Origin of the sequence: Duganella aquatilis, assembly GCF_009674565.1 — a bacterium.
Lineage (GTDB): Bacteria > Pseudomonadota > Gammaproteobacteria > Burkholderiales > Burkholderiaceae_D > Rugamonas > Rugamonas aquatilis.
On record NZ_WKJL01000015.1, the window covers coordinates 110,704 to 134,040 of the forward strand.

19 protein-coding genes are annotated in these 23,337 nt (G+C 63.8%); 5 read left to right on the plus strand and 14 right to left on the minus strand.

From position 1 onward, the window contains the following. The 5 genes from GJ698_RS19605 to GJ698_RS19625 all read right to left on the minus strand — a co-directional run bounded on the left by GJ698_RS19605 (position 1) and on the right by GJ698_RS19625 (position 5,707). The gene (locus GJ698_RS19605; protein ID WP_154359545.1) at positions 1–1,176 is read right to left on the minus strand and encodes a patatin-like phospholipase family protein; all 1,176 of its coding nucleotides are present in this window, start codon (positions 1,174–1,176) and stop codon (positions 1–3) included. A gap of 51 nt (positions 1,177–1,227) precedes the next feature. Further along, positions 1,228–3,018 carry a gamma-glutamyltransferase gene (gene ggt, locus GJ698_RS19610; RefSeq protein ID WP_154359546.1) on the minus strand — a complete coding sequence of 597 codons (1,791 nt, stop codon included), beginning with the start codon at positions 3,016–3,018 and terminating at the stop codon, positions 1,228–1,230. A gap of 91 nt (positions 3,019–3,109) precedes the next feature. After that, entirely contained in the window at positions 3,110–3,868 is a 759-nt protein-coding gene (locus GJ698_RS19615; RefSeq protein ID WP_154359547.1) for an SDR family NAD(P)-dependent oxidoreductase, read from the minus strand. A gap of 212 nt (positions 3,869–4,080) precedes the next feature. Next, a complete protein-coding gene (locus GJ698_RS19620; RefSeq protein ID WP_154359548.1) occupies positions 4,081–4,887 on the minus strand; it encodes a sterol desaturase family protein in 807 nt (268 codons plus the stop codon). 46 nt (positions 4,888–4,933) lie between these two features. Beyond that, positions 4,934–5,707, minus strand: coding sequence for a PEPxxWA-CTERM sorting domain-containing protein (locus GJ698_RS19625; protein ID WP_154359549.1), 774 nt, complete (start codon positions 5,705–5,707; stop codon positions 4,934–4,936). Between the two features lie 218 nt (positions 5,708–5,925). On the opposite strand from GJ698_RS19625, the gene GJ698_RS19630 reads away from it, so the two are divergent. Further along, entirely contained in the window at positions 5,926–6,390 is a 465-nt protein-coding gene (locus tag GJ698_RS19630) for an OsmC family protein (RefSeq protein ID WP_154359550.1), read from the plus strand. Here GJ698_RS19630 and GJ698_RS19635 read toward each other — a convergent pair. The 8 genes from GJ698_RS19635 to GJ698_RS19670 all read right to left on the minus strand — a co-directional run bounded on the left by GJ698_RS19635 (position 6,374) and on the right by GJ698_RS19670 (position 12,887). Then, positions 6,374–6,799, minus strand: coding sequence for a hypothetical protein (locus GJ698_RS19635; protein WP_154359551.1), 426 nt, complete (start codon positions 6,797–6,799; stop codon positions 6,374–6,376). The genes GJ698_RS19630 and GJ698_RS19635 overlap by 17 nt on opposite strands. 71 nt (positions 6,800–6,870) lie before the next feature. Then, complete coding sequence (locus GJ698_RS19640; protein ID WP_154359552.1) at positions 6,871–8,925, minus strand: sodium-translocating pyrophosphatase; 2,055 nt, start codon at positions 8,923–8,925, stop codon at positions 6,871–6,873. Positions 8,926–9,054: 129 nt separating this feature from the next. Then, a complete protein-coding gene (adk, locus tag GJ698_RS19645) occupies positions 9,055–9,711 on the minus strand; it encodes an adenylate kinase (protein ID WP_154359553.1) in 657 nt (218 codons plus the stop codon). 177 nt (positions 9,712–9,888) lie between these two features. Next, positions 9,889–10,635: a 3-deoxy-manno-octulosonate cytidylyltransferase gene (kdsB, locus tag GJ698_RS19650; RefSeq protein ID WP_371865386.1), complete on the minus strand. Its 747-nt coding sequence runs from the start codon at positions 10,633–10,635 to the stop codon at positions 9,889–9,891. 3 nt (positions 10,636–10,638) lie between these two features. Next, complete coding sequence (locus GJ698_RS19655) at positions 10,639–10,815, minus strand: Trm112 family protein (RefSeq protein ID WP_008446346.1); 177 nt, start codon at positions 10,813–10,815, stop codon at positions 10,639–10,641. Further along, entirely contained in the window at positions 10,796–11,773 is a 978-nt protein-coding gene (gene lpxK / locus GJ698_RS19660; RefSeq protein WP_229260081.1) for a tetraacyldisaccharide 4'-kinase, read from the minus strand. The genes GJ698_RS19655 and lpxK overlap by 20 nt, the downstream gene beginning before the upstream one ends. A gap of 64 nt (positions 11,774–11,837) precedes the next feature. Beyond that, on the minus strand, positions 11,838–12,272 hold the full coding sequence (locus GJ698_RS19665) for an ExbD/TolR family protein (RefSeq protein WP_154359555.1): 435 nt from the start codon (positions 12,270–12,272) through the stop codon (positions 11,838–11,840). Between the two features lie 9 nt (positions 12,273–12,281). Then, a complete protein-coding gene (locus GJ698_RS19670; protein WP_154359556.1) occupies positions 12,282–12,887 on the minus strand; it encodes a MotA/TolQ/ExbB proton channel family protein in 606 nt (201 codons plus the stop codon). Positions 12,888–13,635: 748 nt separating this feature from the next. On the opposite strand from GJ698_RS19670, the gene cysC reads away from it, so the two are divergent. From cysC to xseA, 4 genes are all read left to right on the plus strand, one after another. After that, the gene (cysC, locus tag GJ698_RS19675; protein WP_154359557.1) at positions 13,636–14,175 is read left to right on the plus strand and encodes an adenylyl-sulfate kinase; all 540 of its coding nucleotides are present in this window, start codon (positions 13,636–13,638) and stop codon (positions 14,173–14,175) included. Positions 14,176–14,293: 118 nt separating this feature from the next. Further along, positions 14,294–15,145 carry a sulfotransferase gene (locus GJ698_RS19680; RefSeq protein WP_154359558.1) on the plus strand — a complete coding sequence of 284 codons (852 nt, stop codon included), beginning with the start codon at positions 14,294–14,296 and terminating at the stop codon, positions 15,143–15,145. Continuing rightward, entirely contained in the window at positions 15,142–20,730 is a 5,589-nt protein-coding gene (locus tag GJ698_RS19685; RefSeq protein ID WP_154359559.1) for an Ig-like domain-containing protein, read from the plus strand. The genes GJ698_RS19680 and GJ698_RS19685 overlap by 4 nt, the downstream gene beginning before the upstream one ends. 215 nt (positions 20,731–20,945) lie before the next feature. Beyond that, entirely contained in the window at positions 20,946–22,310 is a 1,365-nt protein-coding gene (gene xseA, locus GJ698_RS19690; RefSeq protein WP_154359560.1) for an exodeoxyribonuclease VII large subunit, read from the plus strand. A 25-nt stretch (positions 22,311–22,335) separates the two neighbouring features. Here the strand turns inward: xseA and glk are convergent, their stop codons facing one another. Then, the gene (gene glk, locus GJ698_RS19695; protein WP_154359561.1) at positions 22,336–23,328 is read right to left on the minus strand and encodes a glucokinase; all 993 of its coding nucleotides are present in this window, start codon (positions 23,326–23,328) and stop codon (positions 22,336–22,338) included. Positions 23,329–23,337 lie beyond the last annotated feature (9 nt).

Genomic DNA, 23,337 nt, shown 5'->3' on the forward strand with positions numbered 1-23,337 from the left:
TCACGATTCAAAGAAGGCCAGCACGTCGCTCTTGCGCGCGAAGGTGTCGCGCTGGCCGAGGCGTATCAACTCGCAGGTGTAGGTGGATTCAAACAGCAGGTAGGAAGCCAGCGCCGCGCCGCGCGCCTCGGTGGCGCCGATGCCGGACAACATGGTGCGGATCGGCGCCGGCAGGCTGCCGATGTGACGCGTGGCGATGTCGTCCAGCCGTTCCGACGGCGCGATCACCAGCAGCTTGACCGGCTTGAGCGGCGTCTGTTCCAGGTATTCCGGCGGCAGCATCGACAGCGTCTTGTTGATGCGTTCCAGCCGCTCGATGTCGACCGCCAGGCCGTCGAGGAAGATCGACGACAGCGCATGGCCGGCAATCTGCGCCAGGCTCGGATAGCGGGCGGCGTTCTTTTCGGCGGCGCTGCGCGCCGGTTCGGTCAGGCGTCCGGCGCCCACCACCAGCACCTTGCTGGCGCCGAGGTGAATCGCCGGCGAGATCGGCGCCAGCTGGCGCATCGAACCGTCGCCGCAGTATTCGCGGTGACCGCCCATGTACAGCGGCGTGGCCGGGAAGATGAACGGAATCGCCGACGACGCCAGCAAGTGCTCGACGCCGATCTGGTCCTGCAGCGCCACGCGCTGCATGCGTATCCACGGCGCGATATCGGCGGCGGTCTGGTAGAACGTCAGGTGGTTGCCGGCGGTGTAGGACGAAGCGGTGACGGCCAGCGCGTGCAGCAGGCCTTCGGACAGCACCGCGTCCAGGCGCGGCAGGTCCAGCATGCGGTGCAGCAGGCCGACCAGCGGCGTATTGTCCAGCAGGGACGCGGGCGGCGCGGCGCGCCATTTGCGCAGCAGCCAGCCGAACGACAGCAGCGACAGCCAGCGCGCGCCGGAGCGGATCACGCCCAGCGAGTCGGCGCGGTAGACCTGTTCGACCTCGATGTTCTGCCAGACGTCGAGCAGCTTTTGCACGCCTTCGCCGAAATTGTCGGCGCGGCAGGCCAGCGCCGTGGCGTTGATCGCGCCGGCCGAGGTGCCGCAGATGATGTCAAACGGATTCCGGGCCGGGGGCCAGCCCTCCTCCCATAAAATCTCGGAAATCGCCTGCAGCACGCCAACCTGGTAGGCCGCCCGCGCGCCGCCGCCGGTCAGGATCAAGCCTGTTTTCTTTTGTAGTCCCATCTTGCAAGATTAGCAGGGTCTACGCGGTTTTCATAGCCGCACACGGCAAGATCAGTCGCCCAGCACCACGCCTTCGCGGCGCGGGTCGGCGCCGCCGAACCACTCCTGCTTGCCGTTGACGGTGCGGCGCTGGATGCCTTGCAAACCGGAGTTCTGGTCATATTCGCGGATGTCGTGGCCGCGCGCCTTCAGTTGTGCGACGACCTCGCGGCTGACGCGCCCCGCTTCCAGTTCGGTCGGACCATTGCGGCTGCCGATGTTGGGCAGGCTGATGGCCTGCTGCACATTCAGGTCCCAGTCCAGCGTGCCGACCAGCACCTTGGCCACGTAGTTGATGATGGCCGAGCCGCCCGGCGAACCGGTGGCCAGCACCAGCTTGTGCGTGCCCTTGTCGAACACCAGGGTCGGCGACATCGCGCTGCGCGGGCGCTTGCCGGCCTGCACGCGGTTGGCGATCGGGCCGTCCGCATCCTGCGAATCGAAGGAGAAATCGGTCAGCTGGTTGTTCAGCATGAAGCCGTCCACCATCTGGCGCGCGCCGAAGGCGTCTTCCACCGAGGTTGTCATCGACATGCCGGCGCCAAATTTATCCACCGCCACGAAGTGCGAGGTGGACGGCGTCTGGATCGCATTGTCGGTGCCCCAGGCGACTTGCATGGTGGCCGGCGTGCCATACGGCGCGGTGCCCATCGACTGCTCGCCGATCAGCGCTGCGCGCTGTTTCAGGTAGCCCTTGTCCAGCATGGCGCTCACGCCTTTGCCGGGCAGCGGAATGAAGTCGGTGTCGGCGACGTAGCGATTGCGGTCGGCGAACGCCAGGCGGCCTGCTTCGGCGAACAGGTGAATGCCTTCCGCCGTCAACTGACCATTGACCGGCTTGTACGGGCTGATGTCCCTGTATTCGAGGATGCCCAGCATCTGTGCGATGGCGATGCCGCCGGACGATGGCGGCGGCGCGCCGCAGACGGTCCATTTTTTATAGTCGCTGCAGATCGGCGCGCGTTCCTTGGCCTGGTAGCCGGCGATATCGGCGGCGGTCAGCTTGCCCGGATTGGTCGGATGCGCCGCCACCTTGGCGGCGATGTCATTGGCGATGCGGCCCTTGTAGAACGCATCGGCGCCGCCGTCGGCGATTTCGCGCAGCGTGCGCGCCAGTTCGGGGTTCTTCAGGATGTAGCCGACCGCGCGCGGCTTGCCGTCGGCGTCGAAGAAGTAGTCGCGCGCCACCGGATCGCGGGCCAGGAATTTGTCGTGCGAGATCAGCGCGTTCAGGCGCGGGCTGACGGCAAAGCCGTTTTCCGCCAGCTGGATCGCCGGCTGGAACAGCACCTTCCACGGCAGCCTGCCGTGCTGCTTGTGCGCCAGCTCCAGCATGCGCAGCACGCCCGGCGCGCCGACCGAGCGGCCGCCGACGATGCCGGCTTCGCGCGACAGCGGCTTGCCGTCCTTGTCCTGGAACAGATGTTCGTCCGCGGCGGCGGGCGCGGTTTCGCGGCCATCGTAGGATTGCACGCGTTTGCCGTCCGAGTAGACCAGGAAAGAGCCGCCGCCGATGCCGGACGATTGCGGCTCCACCAGCGTCAGCACCATCTGCACGGCGATGGCGGCGTCGATCGCGGCGCCGCCCTGCTTCAGCACCTGATAGCCGGCCTGCGTGGCCAGCGGATTGGCGGCGGCCACCATGAATTTTTGCGAGGACTTGCCGACCTTGTCGGCGTAGCCGGTGGCGATTTCCGGCGCGGCGTCGGGCGTGGCGCCGGTCTTGGCACGCTGGGCGTGGGCTGGCGCCTGCAGTGCGCCGATCAGTGCGACGCTCAGCGCCAGGATCTTCATGCGATTCATGGACTCTCCAAAAATGAAAGCGCGCGGCCTGCGCCGCGCGCACTATCACTTTGCATCCTACACGAAATCGTTTAGATCGTTTTACGTGCTATTACTTAGGCTGCATGCGGATCGCGCCGTCCAGGCGGATGGTTTCGCCGTTCAGCATCGGGTTTTCGATGATGGCCTTCGCCAGCAGCGCATATTCGCGCGGCTTGCCGAGGCGCGGCGGGAACGGCACCATGGCGCCCAGCGCGTCCTGCACTTCCTGCGGCATGCCCATCAACATCGGCGTCTCGAAGATGCCGGGGGCGATGGTCATCACGCGGATGCCGTTGCGCGACAGGTCGCGCGCCATCGGCAGCGTCAGGCCGGCGACGGCGGCTTTCGACGAGGCATAGGCGGCCTGGCCGATCTGGCCGTCGAACGCGGCCACCGAGGCGGTGTTGATGATGACGCCGCGCTCGCCGGTGTCCAGCGCCGCGTTCCTGCTCATGGCGTCCGCCGCCAGGCGCGCCATGTTGAAGGTGCCGACCAGATTGATCATCACCACGCGCTGGAACAGGTCCAGCGCATGCGGGCCGTCCTTGCCGACGGTCTTGGCGGCCGGCGCGACGCCGGCGCAGTTGACGATGCCGCGCAGCGTGCCTTGCGCCAGTGCGGCGGCGACAACGGCCTGGCCGTCGGCTTCCGAGGTGACGTCGCATTTGACGAACACGCCTTTCAGCTCGGCCGCCAGCGCAGCGCCAGCCTCGGCCTGCACGTCCGCCAGCACGACCTTGCCGCCCTGCTCGACCACCATCCGCGCCGTGGCCGCACCCAGGCCCGAAGCACCGCCGGTGATGATGAATACGCTGTCCTGAATCTGCATGCTTGTCTCCAATGTTATTGACGTTTACGTAAACGTAAGCATTGTAGCGTATTGACGGGGTTCGGCTGTTGCTTTTGACTTGGCGGCGGATGGCCCCCCCCCCCTGAGACCCGCACACCGCGGCGGCCAAGGGCCGGCCCATGGGCCGGCGGGGCGCAGCCCCTATCCCTGCCCCTGGGGTCAGACCCTTTCGTCAGGGGTGCCTGCAGGCGTTATTTTTTGACCGGAAGCAGCGGATCGAGCAGTTGCCCCGTCAAACTGTCGGCTTGCGGGGTATCGGTGCCATACTCGACCGGCCACTGAGCCGGCAGGTAATGGCTGCCAAACAGCCGATCAAGAAACGCCAGCGTGGACGCGTAGTTGCGGTTGATGTGGTCGTAACGGCTGTGATGCCAGTGATGGAAGGCCGGCGTTACCACCAGCCATTCCAGCGGCCCCAGACGCCAACGCAGATTGGCATGAATGAAGAACCCCCACAGCGTGCCCAGCACCAGCAGCAGTGCTGGCGCTCCGCTGCCCACCACGCTCGGACTGGCCAGCCCCAGCAGATACAAGGGAATCAGGCCGAACAGCCGCGTGACGACCATGTCCACCGGATGGGTACGGGTATTGGCGAGGAAGTTCATGTGCTCCGTGCTATGGTGCAGCGCGTGGAAGCGCCACAGCCACGGCAATTCGTGGCTCAGACGGTGTCCCCAGTAGAAGCCGATTTCGGCAATCACAAAGGCCAGCGCCAGCCGCGCCCATCCCGGCAGCATTTGCAACGCCGAGATCAGCGCATCGGGCACCAGATGCCGGGCTGCCACCGCCAGCACCGCCGTCACCACGCTGAGCACGAGGATAGGCATCAGGCTGCTGATGACGTAGTAGGCCAGATCATGGAATAGTTCGCGGCGTGAGCGCGGTGCGTGTTGCGCGCCGAACCAGCGTTCGAGCGGCACGAAAATAACGGTCAGCACCACCAGCCACAGGCTCAGGCGCAGGACGGCGATCGCGAATTCGTGCAGGGAGAGAGACATGGAGGGGATGCGGCGCACCCGTCAGGATGCGCCGGTGGCGACTGGATCAGGCGCGCTTGGCGGCGCGACGGCGGCGCGCCATGAAGCCGACCAGGCCCATGCCGCCCAGCATCATGCCCCAGGTCGATGGCTCAGGCACGGCAGCGGTCAGCGACACATTGTCCAGCAGCAGGAACGGTGGCGCACCAGCCGAACCTTGGGCGAAGAACGACAGCACCTGGGTCGCTTCTGCCGCGGTGAAGGTCATGGTGGAGGTCTGCCAGCCGCTGAAGCCGCCGGTGGCGATGCTCAGTGCGGCGCTGTTTTTCGAGACGGTATTGGCCGGCAGCACGCCGACTTCAAGATCATGCGCCTTGGCGGTGCCGCCAAACAGGACTTGCCAGTAATCGGTGTTGGCACCGGTGAAGCCGCTTTGCTGGCCCAGCGCGTAATCGAAGGTCAGCGTGTACGTGCCGCCAACGGTCAGGCCGCTGATGGACTGCGACAGCACGCCTGCGTGATACAGCGGGTCGGAGGCGAAGAAGTTGCCGCCGTTGGTCTGCGAAGTGAAGCTTTGCAGCGAGATGGCCGATGCCGCACTGGTAACCTGGCCGCCGTTCAACACGAAGTTGTAGCCGCCGTTGTTGCCGTCGTAGCTGGTCCAGTCGCTCAACAGGGTTTCGCCAGTGACGCCTGCGACGTGACCAACCTGGTTGTTGTTGCCGTTAGTGACCTGGGTGAAATCGCCATTCTTGACCAGATTGGTCGAAGCAGCATTAGCATTGCCTGCGCTCATGGCGGCAACAGCAAGCAGGGACAACAGGATAGAAGTGATGCGCATAGAAGCGAGCTCCAGTAGATGACAGGTAGTGTGGGTAACTGCCGGCGAGTTCCAGGCCGACGACAGCTCGACATGACACCGTCGAACTGGGGAGGCGTTTTCGTTGCAAAACGCCACAATTGATTGCATTGCAGCTATTCTAACAGAAGTAAAATAAAAATCATCAAATATCTCAAAAACAATTCAAATTACTTTTTGGAAATATTTAAGGAGCAAGCATGACGGCAGGCATCCATCATTACCAGGTCGATGTGGAGTGGACCGGCAACCGCGGCAGCGGCACCTCCGGCTACAGGGATTACGACCGCAACCACACCATCAGCGCCGACGGCAAGCCGGCGATTCCCGGCTCCTCGGACCCGGCCTTTCGCGGCGATGCGGCACGCTGGAACCCGGAAGATCTGCTGGTGGCGTCGGCCTCGGCCTGCCACAAACTGTGGTATTTACACCTCTGTGCCGAGGCGGGCATCGTGGTGACGGCGTATGTGGACGAAGCGGAAGGCACGATGAAGGAAGACGCCAGCGGCGGCCGCTTCGAGCGCATCGTGCTGCGCCCGCGCGTGACGATTGCGGCCGGCAACCCGGAACTGGCGGCCAGCCTGCACCATGCGGCGCATGAGAAATGCTACATCGCCAACTCGGTCAACTTTCCGATCCTGTGCCAACCTAGCATTGAATCGTAGCGCCGGCGCGGGTGCAGACCTTGCCGGACGGCCCGACCACGCCGCTGCCGGCGTTGTTATAGCGCACGCCATTGACGCCATAGCAGCCGCCGGCATCGCAATTGGTGACCGGGACCGGCGCGCGCGGCGGACTCGGCAGGGTTGGCGTCATGGACGGCATCTTCACCGACGTCACGCGCTTTTGCTGCGGCATGCGGTCGATGATCTGCGGCACCGGACGGCGCGGCATCGGCCGTTGCGCCGGCGCCGTGCGGCAAGGCTCGACGGCCAGCTTGGTGCCGTCGGCACTGAGCGTGCAGACCGGCAATTTGGCGTAGTCGTCCGTGGCCTGGTCGGCCCATGCGTATTCACACACCAGCATGCCGAACAGGAACACAACGGTCAACGCGGCTGGCTTGGCGATATTCATGGTCTTCCCTCCTTGTCTATATTATTAGCAGACGCACGATTGGAAGGAAGACACGGAAACAATTCGTAACCTTAGTGCACCGATACCGCCAGCCAGCCGGCCGCCGGCAACAGCGGCACCAGCAGCAGCGCCACGATGTTGATGATCTTGATCAGCGGATTCACCGCCGGCCCGGCCGTGTCCTTGTACGGATCGCCGACCGTGTCGCCGGTGACGGCCGCCTTGTGCGCGTCCGAACCCTTGCCGCCGAAATGGCCATCCTCGATGTATTTCTTGGCGTTGTCCCAGGCGCCGCCGCCGGTGGTCATCGAAATCGCCACGAACAGCCCGGTGACAATGGTGCCCATCAGCATGCCGCCCAGCGCCGCCGAACCCAGCAGCATGCCGACCAGGATAGGCACCACCACCGGCAACAGCGACGGCACGATCATTTCCTTGATGGCCGACGCGGTCAGCATGTCGACCGCCTTGTCGTACTCCGGCTTGGCCGTGCCTTCCATGATGCCCTTGATGTCGCGGAACTGGCGCCGCACCTCCACCACCACGGCGCCGGCCGCGCGCCCCACCGCTTCCATCGCCATGGCGCCGAACAGATAGGGAATCAGGCCGCCGATGATCAGGCCGACGATCACCATCGGGTCCGACAGGTCGAAGGTGATGCTGCGCCCGGCCGAGGCCAGCGCGTGCGTGTAATCGGCAAACAGCACCAGCGCCGCCAGGCCGGCCGAACCAATCGCGTAGCCCTTGGTGACCGCCTTGGTGGTGTTGCCCACCGCATCCAGCGGATCGGTAATCGCGCGCACCGAGTCCGGCATGCCGGACATTTCGGCGATGCCGCCGGCGTTGTCGGTGATCGGACCATAGGCGTCCAGCGCCACCACGATGCCGGCCATCGACAGCATCGACGTCGCGGCGATCGCCACGCCGTACAGCTGGCCCAGCTGGTACGAGACCAGGATGGCCGCGCACACCGCCAGCACCGGATACGCGGTCGACTTCATCGACACGCCCAGGCCGGCAATGATGTTGGTGCCGTGGCCGGTGGTCGACGCTTCGGCAATGTGCTTGACCGGGTGGAAGTCGGTGCCGGTGTAGTATTCGGTGATGTAGACCATCAGCCCGGTCAGCACGATGCCGACCACGGTGCAGCCGATCATCTTGCCGCGCATGGCGTCGTCCGGCCACAGCTGCCAGGTCACGGCCACGAAACCGATCAGCGACAACCCGGCCGCCCACCACAGGCCGGTGTACAGCGCCGACATGATCTTCTTGCCCGGCTTGGCCTTGACCATCGAGCAGCCGATGATCGAGGCGATGATGGACACCGCACCCAGCAGCAGCGGATACACCACCGCCGTGGTCCCGGCAGAGCCCATCAGCAGCGCGCCAAGCAGCATGGTGGCGATCAGCGTCACCACATAGGTCTCGAACAGGTCGGCCGCCATGCCGGCGCAATCGCCGACGTTGTCGCCGACGTTATCGGCGATCACCGCCGGATTGCGCGGATCGTCTTCCGGAATGCCCGCCTCCACCTTGCCGACCAGGTCCGCGCCGACATCCGCGCCCTTGGTGAAGATGCCGCCGCCGAGCCGCGCGAAAATCGAGATCAGCGAGGCGCCGAACGCCAGCCCGATCATCGGCTCTATCGTCTTGTGCAAGTCGATGCCCGGCCCGACGCCGGCCACCAGGAACATATAGAACAGCACCACGCCCAGCAGGCCCAGTCCCACCACCAGCATGCCGGTGATGGCGCCGCCCTTGAAGGCGACGTTGAGCGCCTCGTTCATGCCGCGCGTGGCCGCCTGCGCCGTGCGCACATTGGCGCGCACCGAGACGTTCATGCCGATGAAGCCGCACGCGCCCGACAGCACCGCGCCGATCAGGAAGCCGATGGCGGTGCTCAGGTCCAGCAAAACGCCAATCAGGATGAGGAGCACCACGCCGACGATCGCAATGGTGCGGTACTGGCGCGCCAGATAGGCGGCGGCGCCCTGTTGAATCGCGAGCGCGATTTCCTGCATGCGGGGGTTGCCCGCGTCCTGTCGCAAGATCCAGCTGCGCGACCAGAGTCCATACACCACGGCAATGACGCCGCACGCCACTGCTATCCATAAGCTGGCTGCCATATTGTCCCCTTTTATTTTTGTTGATTAAGCCGTACAAACCACACTTCACGTGCGAACTGCAAAACTTCAAAAACGGGATGGCATCCAGCGAAAAAAAAAGCGGACCATCGGTCCGCTCTACTTTAACGCTTATTTCGACAGCGCGGCAAACGCGGCGTCGCGAATTTCCTCAACGGGGCCGACGCCCTCGATGCGGCGATATTTCGGCGCGCCTGCCTGGCCCGATTGTGCCCAGTCGTTGTAGTAACCCAGCAGCACTTCGGTCTGGTTGTGATACACGTCCAGACGCTTCTTGACCACTTCGGCCTTGTCGTCGTCGCGCTGCACCAGGTCTTCGCCGGTGACGTCGTCCTTGCCTTCAACCTTCGGCGGGTTGAACTTGACGTGGTAGACGCGGCCCGAGCCTGGATGGCAACGGCGGCCGTCGATACGCTCGATGATCGATTCGTCCGGCACGGCGATTTCCAGCACGTAGTCCACTGCCACGCCGCTGTCCTTCATGGCGTCGGCCTGGGCGATGGTGCGCGGGAAGCCGTCGAACAGGTAGCCGTGGGCGCAATCCGGCTGCGTCAGGCGGTCCTTGACCAGGCCGATGATGATGTCATCCGATACCAAACCACCCGCATCCATGACCTTCTTGGCGGCCAGGCCCAACTCCGAACCCGCCTTGATGGCTGCGCGCAGCATGTCGCCAGTGGAGATTTGCGGGATGTTATATTTTTCTTTGATGAAGTTAGCCTGAGTGCCTTTGCCGGCACCTGGTGCTCCTAAAAGAATAAGACGCATGAAAAATTCCTAAAAATCAGATATGGGTATGGGTTAGTAAGTAGCGGATCGTACGAAACTTACCACAAAACATAGTTTGAACGCCAATTTAAGCCTGATATACCGTATGAATATCGCACAGTTACAACCGTTATATCAGCACTTGCTGACGGGCGACTGACGTTGTTTTGATATAAATCAATAGAACTGGCGTACGCGCTCCAGGTCTTCCGGCGTGTCGACACCGGCGGCCGGGGCCGAATCGGTGACGTGAACGGCGATCGGATGGCCGTGCCACAGCACGCGCAGCTGCTCCAGCGCCTCGATCGATTCCAGCGGCGACACTTCCAGCGCCGGGTAGGCTTGCAGAAAGTCGTTGCGGTAGGCGTACAGTCCGATGTGACGGAGCGGTACATAAGCGGCGGGCAGCGCCTCCCTGGTCTGCGCGAAGGCGTCGCGGTGCCACGGGATGGTGGCGCGCGAGAAGTACAAGGCGCGGCCGGACTTGTCCAGCACCACCTTGACCACGTTCGGGTTGAAGGCGTCGGCGGCGTCGTGCAGCGGATGGGCGCAGGTGGCCATGGTGACGTCGGCGTCGATCAGCGCGGCGGCCGCCTGCAGCAGCGCCGGGTCGATCAGCGGTTCGTCGCCTTGCAGGTTGACGATGACGGCGTCGGCCGCCAGGTTCAGCGTGCGCGCCACTTCGGCGATGCGGTCGGTGCCGGACGGATGGTCGGCGCGCGTCATGCACACTTCCACGCCATGCTGTGCGCAGGCGGCACGGATGTCTTCATGGTCGGTGGCGACGATGATGCGGGACGCGCCGGACTGCTGCGCGCGTTCGGCCACGCGCACCACCATCGGCTTGCCGCCGAGGTCGGCCAGCGGCTTGTTCGGCAGCCGGGTCGAGGCCAGGCGTGCCGGGATGATGACGATGAAGGACACTGCTTATTCCGCCTTGTCCTGCAGGGTGCGCGCTTCGTCGGCCCACATGATGGGGATGCCGTCGCGGATAGGATAGGCCAGGCGGTCGCCTTTGCAAATCATCTCCTGCGCCTTTTTATCGTACTCCAGAGGGCCTTTGCAGACCGGGCATACCAGGATATCAAGCAATCGAGCGTCCACGACATTTCTCCACAATTTGGTCGGCCAGCGCGCGGTCGATGCGCGCTGTTACCGGGACGACCCATAGTCGCGGGTCGTCTCTGAGTTCTTCAATTTGCGCACATTTTACTGCATCCTTCTCCGTCATCAAGATTAGGTCGGCGTCCAGGGCGGCGAATGGGCGGTCCTGGAAGTCGTGATGGTCGGGCAGAGGCAGTTCCTGGATGCGCAGGCCGGCGGTTTTCAGCATGCCGAAGAAGCGCGCGGGGTTGCCGATGCCGGCGGCGGCGGCAATGCGCAGATCCGGCTGGGCAGCCAGTTCGGCCAATGTTTTGCGCTGCGTCCGGTCGCGCAACTGCTCGGCGAGATCGCCGGCCAACGTCATCTGCACCGGCGGCGTGCGGGCGCCAACCGCAGCGGCCAGCTCCGCGCCCAGCTGCGGCGTGTTGATGACGGTGAAGTCGCGGCGGCGGCTGACCGGCTCGCGCAGCGGGCCGGCCGGCAGCAGCCAGCCGTTGCCGGCGCCGCGGCCGTCGAACAGGATGATTTCCACGTCGCGTTGCAGCTTGTAGTGCTGCAGGCCGTCGTCGGTCAGCAGGATATTCACATCAGGATGCGCGGCCAGCAGCGCGCGGCCGGTGGCGGCGCGGTCGCGCCCCACCATCACCGGTGCGCCGGTGCGCTGCCTGATCAGCAGCGGCTCGTCGCCCACCTGCGCCGGCGTCGAGGCGGCGGTCACTTCGCGCGCGCCATCGGCGTCGCTGCCGAAGCCGCGCGAAATCACGCCCGGCCGCATGCCGGCCGCCTGCAGCGCCTGCACCAGCCAGATCGTCAGCGGCGTCTTGCCGGTGCCGCCGATGTAGATATTCCCCACCACCACCACCGGCACCGGCAGCCGCGACGACTTCAGCACGCCGGCGCGGAACAGGGCCGCGCGCAGGCCGCTTAGCAGACGGAACATCAGCGACACCGGCCACAACGCACAAGCCAGTGGCCCGCGCCGCAGCCAGTTACGCGTCAGCGTGGATTCCAGCGCCGACGCCTTATTTGTCGCCACCGGTTTGCGCCGCGAAAGTCAGTTTTTCATAGCCGGCGATGCGCGCGGCTTCCATCACGTTGATCACCATCTGGTGCATGGCGAACTGGTCGGCATTGACGATCACCACCGGCGACTTGCCGGCGTCGCCGCCCTTGCCTGCCGCCTCGCGCATCGCCTGCGCAAAGCCGTTGACGTCGCGGAACGAGACCGGCTCGCCGTTGATGGTGTAGTTGCCCTTGGCATCCACCGTCACGTTCAGTTCGAACGGCTTGTCGGTGGCCTTCTGCGCGTCGGCCGTCGGCAGCGTGATCTGCAGTTCGGTGAACTTGCTGTAGGTGGTGCTCACCATCAGGAAAATCAGGATCACCAGCAGCACGTCGATAAACGGGATCAGGTTGATCTCCGGGTCCTCGCGGCGCTGGCCTTTGCGGAAATTCATGGCGCGTCCTTACTTGCGCTTGCTGTGGACAACGTCGACAAACTTCACCGCCTGCTGTTCCATGTCGATGATGAAGCTGTCGACCAGCGCGCGGAAGTGGCGGTAGAACACCAGCGTCGGCATCGCGATCGCCAGGCCGAAGCCGGTGTTGTACAGGGCCACCGAAATGCCGTGCGCCAGCGCCGCCGGATTGGAACCGGCGGTATTCTGCGAACCGAAGATCTCGATCATGCCGACCACCGTGCCGAACAGGCCCATCAGCGGCGCCAGCGTGGCGATGGTGCCCAGCGTGGTCAGGAAGCGCTCCAGCGTGTGGGCCACGCCGCTGCCCGCCTCTTCAATGGATTCCTTCATCACCTCGCGCGGCGCGTCCACATTGCGCAGCGCGGCCGACAGCACGATGCCCAGCGGCGAACTTTTTTCCAGCTTGTCGATGACGTCGGGCGTGATCTGCTTGTTGCGGTAGACCTGCACCACTTCGTCCAGCAGGCGTTTCGGGAGGATCTTGCTGCGGCGCAGATACAGCAAGCGTTCGATGATCAGGGCGGTTGCGACGATGGAAGCAATCAACAACAACCAGATAGGCCAACCTGCAGCTTGGAATATGGCGAGCAAAACGAACTCCTGTGTAGAAAATCTGTACTTGAATGGCGCAATGTATCGTGTTGAGCCAAAGTGAGCAAGTGTCTGACGGAGTTCTCAACATTTTCTGTGGACAATAATGTGAGCAAGCTTTACCAACCAAACTCAAACCATTGATTTTAAAAGATATATCAATACAGCCTAAAAATAATGCAGCCCTCACAAACATTTGTCCAGTTATACCCACATTCTGTTGATAAGATTGTGAGCAATGCCTTTTAGGACCTTCCATGTACTTGATTTCATTGATCTTTATATCCTTGAGCAAAAAATAAGCAAGAGGCAATAAGCACTTCTGCACAATAAATGTGGATAAGATTGTGCGTAAACATCACTCCTGCATAAGAGTGCCTTGATTTATAAAGACTTTCTTGCCATGAGTAAAAATTTAGCACAATTGTGTTTTTTCCCGGTTAGCAATATGCTCCAGCTATCGCTTACCCCACCCACTTCTGCACATTTTATGTGGATAAGATTGTTAGCAAGGCGCAAGTCACCCTGATAAGTCATTGATTTAAAACATTTTTATAGCCATGCGCAAAAATCCGGCAGGAGGTACAGTGATCAGCAGCGACGATCAGCCCAGCACCCCGCCCCATTATCATTGGCCAGTTTTGCACAAATTCTGTGGATAAAAGTGTGTGCAATGACCGAAGGCTGAAGGTAAGCCATTGATTTAAAATGAAATAATTTCACTGCGTAAATTTTACGCATAAAAAATATGCAAGAAGAAAAAAACTATCGCTCACCAAAACTGGTGATCTGGTTCACCGGCCTGTCCGGCTCTGGCAAATCGACGCTGGCAGAGGCGGTTTACCAGCGGCTGCAGCAGCAGGACCGCCCAGCCTATGTGCTGGACGGCGACGCCCTGCGCGGCGGCCTGTGCAGCGATCTAGGCTTCGACGCCGCCGCCCGCACCGAAAACAACCGCCGCGCCGGCCATGTCGCGCGGCTGATGACTGATGCGGGCCTGGTCGTGCTGGGCGCCTTCATTTCGCCGTTTGCCGAGCACAGGGCGTTGGTGCGCGGCCTGTTCGCGCCAGGCGAATTTATCGAAGTGCACTGCGACTGCCCACTGGAAGAATGCGAGCGGCGCGATGTCAAAGGCCTGTACCGGCGCGCCCGCGCCGGCCAGATCACCGACTTCACCGGCATTTCCTCGCCCTATGAAACACCGCTGCGGCCAGAGCTGGTTGTCGATACTTCCAATCAGTCGGTCGACGCCGCCTGTGCACAGGTGCTGGCCTTGCTATCAAGATAACCAGGCCACTCCATGTATCAAAAAACAACAAGTGTGCACCGTTACAATTCAAGATAAAACACCGCTCAAAATCTGTCATAGTAAAAAGCTTTCATATCTGCCAAGAAGCTCGTGACAAATGACAGCATCAGCCCGCACCTTCCATTTCATTTCCGGACTACCGCGCTCCGGCTCGACACTGCTGTCGGCCATCCTGCGCCAGAATCCGCGCTTCCACGCCGGCATCAGCAGTCCCGTCGCCGGACTGGCGCACGGCGTGCTGGCCCAGGTGAGCGCCGGCGCCGAATCGGCGCCGCTGGTCGACGCCCAGCAACGCAAGGCTTTGCTGCGCGGCCTGTTCGACTCGTATTACAGCACCCTGCCCGGCGAAGTCATTTTCGACACCAACCGCCAGTGGTGCGCGCGCCTGCCCCTGCTGCTGGACTTGTTCCCGGACGCCAAAGTGATCGCCTGTGTGCGCAACGTGGCATGGGTGATGGACAGCATAGAACGCCTGTACCGCGCCAATCCCTACGAACACACCCGGCTGTTCAATGCGCTCGGCGGCCGCAGCTCGGTGTATACCCGGCTGGAAGGGCTGACCCAGCACGACCAGATGGTCGGCGCAGCCTGGGCCGCGCTGCGCGAAGCGTTTTACGGCGACCACGCGGCGTCGCTGCTGCTGGTCGATTACAACCTGCTGGCGCGCGCGCCGCAGCAAGTGATCCCGCTGGTGTACGACTTCATCGGCGAGCCGGCGTTCGCGCACGATTTCGACCACATCGAATATGACGCCGTCGATTTCGACCTGCAACTGGGCGTGCCGGGCCTGCACCGGGTGCGTTCCAAAGTCGAGTTTCAGGCACGGCGTACCATTTTGCCGCCCGATTTATTCGATAAATATTCCAAGCTGTCGTTCTGGGGCGACCGTAGCGCCAGCCGCGCCAATGTCATCAGCAATCAGACCGCGATCCCAGGAGAACCGTCGTGATCAATCAGACCACTGACAACGAGCTGCTGCAGCTCACCATCCAGCCCGGCGTCATCCATTCGCAGGCCACGCATGAAGCGGCGCCGCTCGCGCCAGCCGCGCTGGCGATCAGCCAGCACACGGAAGTGATCTTTATCGAATCGAATCTCGCCGATCTCGATACCTTGCTGCATGGTCTGTCCGGCGCCGAGGTCCATGTGCTGGACGCCAGCCAGGACGGCATCAGCCAGATCGCCAGCATCCTTGCCGGCCGCAGCGGCATCGACGCCGTCCACGTGCTATCGCATGGCGCCACCGCCGCCGTCAATTTCGGCTCGCTCACGCTGGACAGCAACAATCTCGGCGCGCACCAGACCGATCTGAATACCATCAAAAGCAGCCTGAGCGTCGGCGGCGACATCCTGCTGTACGGCTGCAATGTCGGTAGCGGCGCCAGCGGCCAGGCTTTCGTCGACCAGTTGGCAATAGCCACCGGCGCCGATGTTGCCGCTTCCTCCAATCTGACCGGCGCCGCCGCCCAGGGGGGGGACTGGCAACTGGAAATCAGCAGCGGCCATATCGAGACGGCATCGGCGGTGAATCCGGCGCTGGCGGCCCTATACCAGCAGACGCTGGCGATCTCCAGCGCCAACATCACCTTCGGCACCATCAGCAACTTCGCCAATAACGGCAGCCATTTGTCGTCTGCGGGCGACGTCAGCTATAAGCTCAACGGCAACTCCAGCTATGTGCTGAAAATTGACGGCGCCACCCAGGGCGTGGAAAGCTACGGCAACGGCTATGTGGTCAGCGACTCTTACCACGCCGTCGGCGAAACGCTGCTGACCTTTTCGTTCAGCACCGGCCAGATATTCACGCCTACCTCCATCACCTTGGCCAACTACCAGAACACCAATGTGCAGAACCTGGTGCTCAAGGGTTATGACGCTGCCGGCCACCAGGTCGGCAGCGCGGTGGCCGCCTCCACCTCGGCCAGCTACGGCGCCGGCTCCGAGATCGTAGCCAACATCAGCGGCTTGACCAACATCGCCACGCTGAAGATGACCGGCACCAGCAACGGCGGCAAGATGATCCACCTGGACATCGACAACATCACGATGATCAACATCCAGCCGCCGCCACCGTCGGTCACCAACATCACGTCCAGCACGGCCAACGGCAGTTACAAGGCCGGCAGCCTGATTGACGTGACCATGACCTTCAGCGATGTCGTCACCGTGTCCGGCACGCCGCAACTGACCCTGGCCACCGGCGGCGCCGGCCGCGCCATCAATTACACCAGCGGCAGCGGCACCAACACGCTGCATTTCACCTACACCGTGCAGGCCGGCGACAACAGTGCCGACCTCGATATCTTCAGCACCAGCGCACTCAGCACGAATGGCGGCAGCATCCGGAACCTCAGTGCGGTTAGCGCCACGCTGACCCTGCCGACGCCGGGCGCGACCGGTTCGCTAGGCGCCAACAAGGCGCTGGTGATCGACACCGTGGCGCCCACGCTAAGCATCAGCAGCGACCACGCCACACTGAAGGCCGGCGACACCGCCACCATCACCTTTACCTTCAGCGAAGACCCCGGCGCCAGCTTCAGCTGGGACGGCAGCAGCGGCGACGTCACGGTCAGCGGCGGCACGCTGGGCGCCATTTCCGGCAGCGGCCTGACGCGCACCGCCACCTTCACGCCCACCGCCAGCACCAACAGCGGCACGGCCAGCATCACGGTGGCTGCCGGCGCCTATACCGACACGGCCGGCAACGCAGGCGGCGCCGGCACCACGCCGTCGATCACCTATGACACGCTGGCGCCTTCCACGCCGTCCGCACCGACGCTGAGCGCAGCCAGCGACAGCGGCACCTCGAACAGCGATCACATCACCAAGGTCACCACGCCGACCTTGACCGGCACGGCAGAAGCCAACGCCACCGTCACACTGTACGACACCAACGGCAGCACCGTGCTCGGCACCGCCAGCGCCGACGGCAGCGGCAACTGGAGCATTACCAGCAGCACGCTGAACGAAGCGACGCACACGCTGACGGTCAAGGCCACCGACGCCGCGGGCAATGTCAGCAGCGCTTCCACCCCGCTGTTGGTGACGGTCGACCAGACCGCACCGACGGTTGCCATCAACAGCAACGTCGCCAACCTGAAGATCGGCCAGACCGCCACCATCACCTTCATCTTCAGCGAAGACCCGGGCTCCACTTTTAGCTGGGACGGCAGCAGCGGCAGCGTGGTGGTTAGCGGCGGTACGCTGAGCGCCATTTCCGGCACCGGCCTGACGCGCACCGCCACCTTCACGCCCACCGCTGGCACCGACAATGGCACGGCCAGCATCACCGTAACCGGCGGCAGCTACACCGACGCGGCCGGCAATAGCGGCGGCGCCGGCGGCACGCCGACGTTGCACTTCGACACGCTGGTCAACGCCCCCACCATCACCGGCGCCGCCAGTGGCAGCGACAGCGGCGCCCTCAACAACGATGGCATCAGCGCTGTCAGCACCCCGGTCATCAATGGCCACAGCGAGGCCAACGCCAACATCACCCTGTACGACACCGATGGCGTCACGGTACTGGGCACAACCACCGCCAACAACAGCGGCAACTGGAGCGTCACCAGCAGCACGCTGAGCGAAGGCACGCATACGCTGAAAGCGACCCAAATCGACGCCGCCGGCAATCTGTCAGTGATTTCCAGCGGCTACAACTATTTGTTCGACGCCACCGCCCCCACCGGTCTGGCGCTGGGCAGTACCACCATCGTGCAGGGCAACGCCACCATCGGCGCCACGCTCACTGCGGTGTCGGCCAGCGATACCGGCGGCGTCGGCGGCATCACCTATGCACTGGCCACCGGCGACACCGTCAACGATGCCGACAACGGCAAGTTCAGCATCAGCGGCGGCAGCCTGGTGGCGGCGCAGAACCTCACCGCCGGCGCTTACCATATCCACCTGAGCGCTATCGACGCCGCCGGCAATACCCTCTTCCAAAGCTTCACGGTCAACGTGGTGGACGCGCCCGCGGTCGCCAGTATCGCGCGCACCGGCGGCGCCAGCGCCACTGTGGCCGCCAGCACCACATCGGTGACCTATACCGTCACCTTCAGCCAGTCGGTGACTGGCGTGGATGCCAACGACTTCACGCTGACCAGCAGCGGCAACGCCACCGGCACCATCTCGGGCTTTAGCGGCAGCGGCGACACCTACACGGTGACGGTCAACGGCATCAGCGGCGACGGCGGGCTGCGGCTGGACCTGAACAGCAGTGGCACCGGCATCCAGAACGGTAGCTCGGTGGCCATTGTCGGCGGCTATAACAGCGGGCAAACGTACACGCTCGATCACACGGCCCCATCGCCATCGAGCGCACCAGTGCTGACCACCGGCAGCGACAGTGGCAGCTCGCACAGCGACGCCATCACCAGCAACACCACGCCGGTATTCGAAGGCGTGGGCGAGGCCGGCGCCACCATCAGACTGTACGATACCGACGGCACCACCGTGCTCGGCACCACCACCGCCGACGGCAGTGGCAACTGGCAGATCACCAGCAATACGCTGTCCGTAGGCGACCATACGCTGACGGTCAAGCAGACCGACGCCGCCGGCAATGTCTCGGCCGCCAGCACCGGCTTGCTGGTGGTGATCGACATCGCCGCCGCCGCGCCTGCCACGCCAGCGCTGGCCAACGGCAGTGACAGCGGCGCCGCCGGCGACCGCATCACCAACGTCACCACCCCGACCATCACCGGCAGCGCCGAGGCCAACGCCAGCGTCACCCTGTACGACACCGACGGCACCACGGTGCTCGGCACCGCCACCGCCAACGGCGCCGGTGTCTGGAACATCACCACCAACACCACGCTCAGCGAAGGCAGCCATACGCTGACAGCGATACAGACCGATCCGGCCGGCAACACCTCGATCGCCAGCGGCGGCCTGGTACTGACCATCGACGCCACCGCACCAACCGCACCGGCAGCGCCAACGCTGGCCCCCGCCAGCGACAGCGGCACGGCCGGCGATGGCATCACCAATATCGCCACGCCGGTTGTCACGGGCAGCGCCGATCCTGGCGCCACAGTCCGGCTGTACGACAGCAATGGCACCACCGTGCTGGGGACCGCGGTCGCCAATGGCTCGGGCCAGTGGAGCATCACCAGCAGCACGCTGGGACTCGGCGCGCACACGCTGACGGTGCGCCAACTCGATACGGCCGGCAACCTATCGGCCGCCAGCGGCACGCTGAGCCTGAACATCGAGGCGCCGCCCGCACCGCCAACCTCACCCTCGACCGTCATCGACGGCGTGACGGTGACCCAAAGCAGCATCACGCTGCCGGATGGCAGCAGCGGCACGCAGATCTCGATCCCAATCGTCGGCTCGGACCGGACGGAATCGAATGGCAACGCCGGCGTCGCCGATATCCCACTGGTGACCGGCAACGCTGGCAATCTACTGTTGGCACAGTTGGCGCCTGGCTACGGCCTGACCGCCAGCGGCGGCACGCCGCAAGCGGCCGGTGATTCACTCGCACATCTGGTCCAGGCCATCCTGGCCGCTGCGTCCGGCCATCCAGCCAGCGACCAGGGCCACCTGACCGGCAATGGCAGCAGCTTCCTCAGCCAACTGGCGCAGACGGTGCCGCTGCTGATCGAAACCATCACGCCGGTCGCCGGCGCCAGCGCCCCGGCTGGCGCGCTGACGTTGACCGGCACCAGCAACGCCAACCAGCACACGGCACTCGTGATCGACGCCAGCCAATTGCCTACCGGCAGCCAGTTGGTACTCAACAATGTCGACTTTGCCGCCGTAATTGGCAACGTCAACATCACTGCCAACACCAACGGCCAGATCCTGACCGGCGACGCGGCCAGCCAACAATTCTTCATCACAGCCGGCAACAACAGCACGGTATTCGCTGGCGGCGGCAACGACATTCTCCACTTTGTAACGCCGGCGGCCCAGTCTGCCGGTAACGGCAATACGCGTGTACAGGGCGCCAGCCTGACTGACGGCGGTTCGGTGCTGCACGGCGGCCAGGGCAACGACACGGTCGGTTTCAGCGGCGCACGCGCCGACTACACGGTGGAAAACCATGATGGCTACCTGATCGTCGCCAGTGTTGCCCATCCGGCCCAGCGCGCGGTGTTGATCAATATCGAGAACCTGACATTCAGCGACGCTACGATGACGGTCAGCAACGACAGTTCGCTGACCGCCATCGCCGGCCTATATCAGGATGTGCTGGGACGACAGGCCGACTATCTGGGCATCTCCCTCTGGGCCACAGCGGAAAAGCAAGGGGGCAGCCTGGGCAGTGTAGCGCTAGGTATCATTGGCTCGGCCGAAGCGCAGGCGCGGCTGGGCTCCACATTCACCGGCAACGCTACGCACGATGTCGAGTTGCTATATCAAGGCATCTTTGGCCGCCACAGCGACGCCGCCGGCCTGGCGCTCTGGACGGGGCAGATGGCGGCCGGCATGACACTGGAACAAGTGGCCGACCACTTCATGCACGCGCAGGAAATCAACGTGCATCTGGTGGCGGTGAATAACGGGGATTTCCAGATGGGGTAATGAACAATTTTTGTGGATAACTTTGTGCGTAACCACCCCTGGTTACGCCAAAGTGCTTGATCCATAAGGATTTTTCCTCACTGCACGCAAATGCAGCAAAAAAGTTTACGCTTTAAAATCAGGGACCTATCTATAATACTTGTTGTTTTAGACGCTCTGTGACCGCTGTGTGACCAAACGCACATAGTGTGGATAGTTTTCTTTTTTGAAATGTGATGATTTCCGACAGCCCTCCCGACACCGCCCCCGCCGCCCCCGTAATCACCGTCAGCGCGCTGAACCAGGCCGTGGCGCGACTGCTGGAGCGCTCTTTCCCACTGACATGGATCTCGGGCGAAATCTCCAACTTCACGCGCGCCGCGTCGGGCCACTGGTATTTCACGCTGAAGGACAGCGGCGCCCAGGTGCGCGCGGTGATGTTCCGTGGCCGCGCGCAGTATGCCGACTTCATCCCGCGCGAAGGTGACAAGGTCGAGGTCCGGGCGCTGGTCACGCTGTACGGCGCGCGCGGCGATTACCAGATCAATGTGGAAGCGATCCGCCGCGCCGGTGTCGGCTCGCTGTTCGAGGCCTTCCAGCGGCTGAAGGAAAAGCTCGATGCGGCCGGCCTGTTCCACCCGGACCGCAAGCGCGCGCTGCCGATCTTCCCGCGCACGGTGGGCATCGTCACCAGCCCGCAAGCGGCGGCGCTGCGCGACGTGCTGACCGCGCTCAAGCGCCGCGCGCCGCATGTGCAGGTGATACTGTATCCGACGCCGGTGCAGGGCCAGATGGCGGGACAGAAGATCGCCGAGGCGATCGACACGGCGTCGCTGCGCGGCGAGTGCGATGTGCTGATCGTGTGCCGGGGCGGCGGCAGCATCGAGGACCTGTGGTCGTTCAATGACGAGGAAGTGGCGTATGCGGTGGCCAACTGCCGCATGCCGGTGATTTCCGGCGTCGGCCACGAGACCGACTTTACGATCTGCGACTTTGCGGCGGACTTGCGCGCCGCGACGCCGACCGCGGCGGCGGAACTGGCAGTCACGCCGCGCATGGACTGGATTGGTTCCCTGCGCGCGGACGTGGTGGATATTCGCCGCGCCATGCGGCGGGCCTTGAATGACGCGGAGCAGACGCTGGATGGGTACACACGGCGTCTGCTGAACCCGACCGCGCAGATTGACCAGCAGCGCCACAAGCTGCGCGCGCTGGCGACGGCGATGACGCACGCGAACCGGGCGCCGTTGTCGCAGGCGCGGCATCAGCTGGAGCGGTTGGGTGGGCGGCTGGGCACGCGCAGGCCGGATGTGACGGCGGCGCGTTCGGTACTGGCGGGGTTGCAGCATCGGGCGGCGATCAGTATCGGCACGCGGCTGGGGCAGCAGCGCGATGCGCTGGGGGCGCTGGCGGCGCAACTGGAGATGCTGAATCCGCAGCGGACGCTGGAGCGGGGCTATGCCATCATCACCAACCAGCAAGGCGAAATTGTGCGTACCCCTAATCAACTGCACGCCGATACGACGCTGGATTTGAAACTGGCCGAAGGCAGCGCGCAGGTTGGCATCAACGCCGTCCACCCCGGGCAAGGCGGGGTCTGACCCCTATGACGCGGCGGCCGCGGGGTCAGGCGGCCGACAACATCGCCGACATGCCGATCAGCACCGGGTATTTCTCGGTAATGACGTAAGTGGGAATATGCGCCAGATAGTCGGAGAAGCGGCCTTTCTGTTCGAAGCGGGCACGGAAGCCTGAGCGTTCGAAGAACTCGCTCATCTTCAGCACCGTGCGGCCGCCGATGTAGATGCCGCCCTTCGCGCCCAGGGTCAGCGCGACGTTGCCGGCTACCGTCCCCAGCATTTCACAGAACGCCAGCAAGGTCTCCTCGCACACCGGATCGAGCCGATGCACGCCGCGCTCCATGATCTCCGCCGAGTTCAGGTTCTGCGGCTCAACCCGCGCCCGTTCGCACAGCGCCCGGTACACCAGCGCCAGCCCGATGCCCGACACCAGCCGCTCGCTCGACACATGCTCGTGATAACGCCGCGCATAGCGCAGAATATCGATCTCGCGCTCGTTCATCGGCGCGAACGTGGCATGCCCGCCTTCGCTGTCGATGGCGATCCAGCGGTCCCCCGCCGGCACCAATCCCGACACGCCCAGCCCCGCATCCGCCCCCACCAGACCAATGGTGGCGCCGCTGCGCACTATCCCGCCGCCCACCTGGTGCTTGTGCTCCGCCGCCAGATACGGCAAGGCGCTGGCCAGCGCGGTGAAGTCATTCACCACCACCAGCGATTTCAGACTGAACTGCGAGCACACCGCCTCGATCGAAAACGACCAGTGATGATTGGTCATGGTAACCCAGTCGCCGTCGATGGGATTGGCAATCGCGATGCCGGCGAAGCGCGCCTGGTAGCCGCCCGCCGCCACCGTCGCCGCCTGCGACAGGTAGGCCACCATGGCGGCGCCCAGCGTCGGGTAGGCTTCGCACTCGGTCAGCCAGATCGCTTCGATCTGGTTCGGCGCCGTCTCCAGGCCGAAGCTGGCACTGCTGCCACCGATGTCGGCCAGGATGCGCGGGCCGTGCGCGAGGTGCGAAAAGGAATCGCGTTTCATGTCTCTATC

What these genes read in the sequence shown, in the direction of transcription:
- GJ698_RS19665 (WP_154359555.1), bottom strand. Translation starts at nt 12,272, where the DNA reads ATGAATTTCCGCAAAGGCCAGCGCCGCGAGGACCCGGAGATCAACCTG.
- GJ698_RS19630 (WP_154359550.1), top strand. Translation starts at nt 5,926, where the DNA reads ATGACGGCAGGCATCCATCATTACCAGGTCGATGTGGAGTGGACCGGC.
- GJ698_RS19620 (WP_154359548.1), bottom strand. Translation starts at nt 4,887, where the DNA reads ATGTCTCTCTCCCTGCACGAATTCGCGATCGCCGTCCTGCGCCTGAGC.
- GJ698_RS19605 (WP_154359545.1), bottom strand. Translation starts at nt 1,176, where the DNA reads ATGGGACTACAAAAGAAAACAGGCTTGATCCTGACCGGCGGCGGCGCG.
- GJ698_RS19680 (WP_154359558.1), top strand. Translation starts at nt 14,294, where the DNA reads ATGACAGCATCAGCCCGCACCTTCCATTTCATTTCCGGACTACCGCGC.
- cysC (WP_154359557.1), top strand. Translation starts at nt 13,636, where the DNA reads ATGCAAGAAGAAAAAAACTATCGCTCACCAAAACTGGTGATCTGGTTC.
- GJ698_RS19635 (WP_154359551.1), bottom strand. Translation starts at nt 6,799, where the DNA reads ATGAATATCGCCAAGCCAGCCGCGTTGACCGTTGTGTTCCTGTTCGGC.
- adk (WP_154359553.1), bottom strand. Translation starts at nt 9,711, where the DNA reads ATGCGTCTTATTCTTTTAGGAGCACCAGGTGCCGGCAAAGGCACTCAG.
- xseA (WP_154359560.1), top strand. Translation starts at nt 20,946, where the DNA reads ATGATTTCCGACAGCCCTCCCGACACCGCCCCCGCCGCCCCCGTAATC.
- GJ698_RS19625 (WP_154359549.1), bottom strand. Translation starts at nt 5,707, where the DNA reads ATGCGCATCACTTCTATCCTGTTGTCCCTGCTTGCTGTTGCCGCCATG.
- GJ698_RS19615 (WP_154359547.1), bottom strand. Translation starts at nt 3,868, where the DNA reads ATGCAGATTCAGGACAGCGTATTCATCATCACCGGCGGTGCTTCGGGC.
- ggt (WP_154359546.1), bottom strand. Translation starts at nt 3,018, where the DNA reads ATGAATCGCATGAAGATCCTGGCGCTGAGCGTCGCACTGATCGGCGCA.
- GJ698_RS19640 (WP_154359552.1), bottom strand. Translation starts at nt 8,925, where the DNA reads ATGGCAGCCAGCTTATGGATAGCAGTGGCGTGCGGCGTCATTGCCGTG.
- glk (WP_154359561.1), bottom strand. Translation starts at nt 23,328, where the DNA reads ATGAAACGCGATTCCTTTTCGCACCTCGCGCACGGCCCGCGCATCCTG.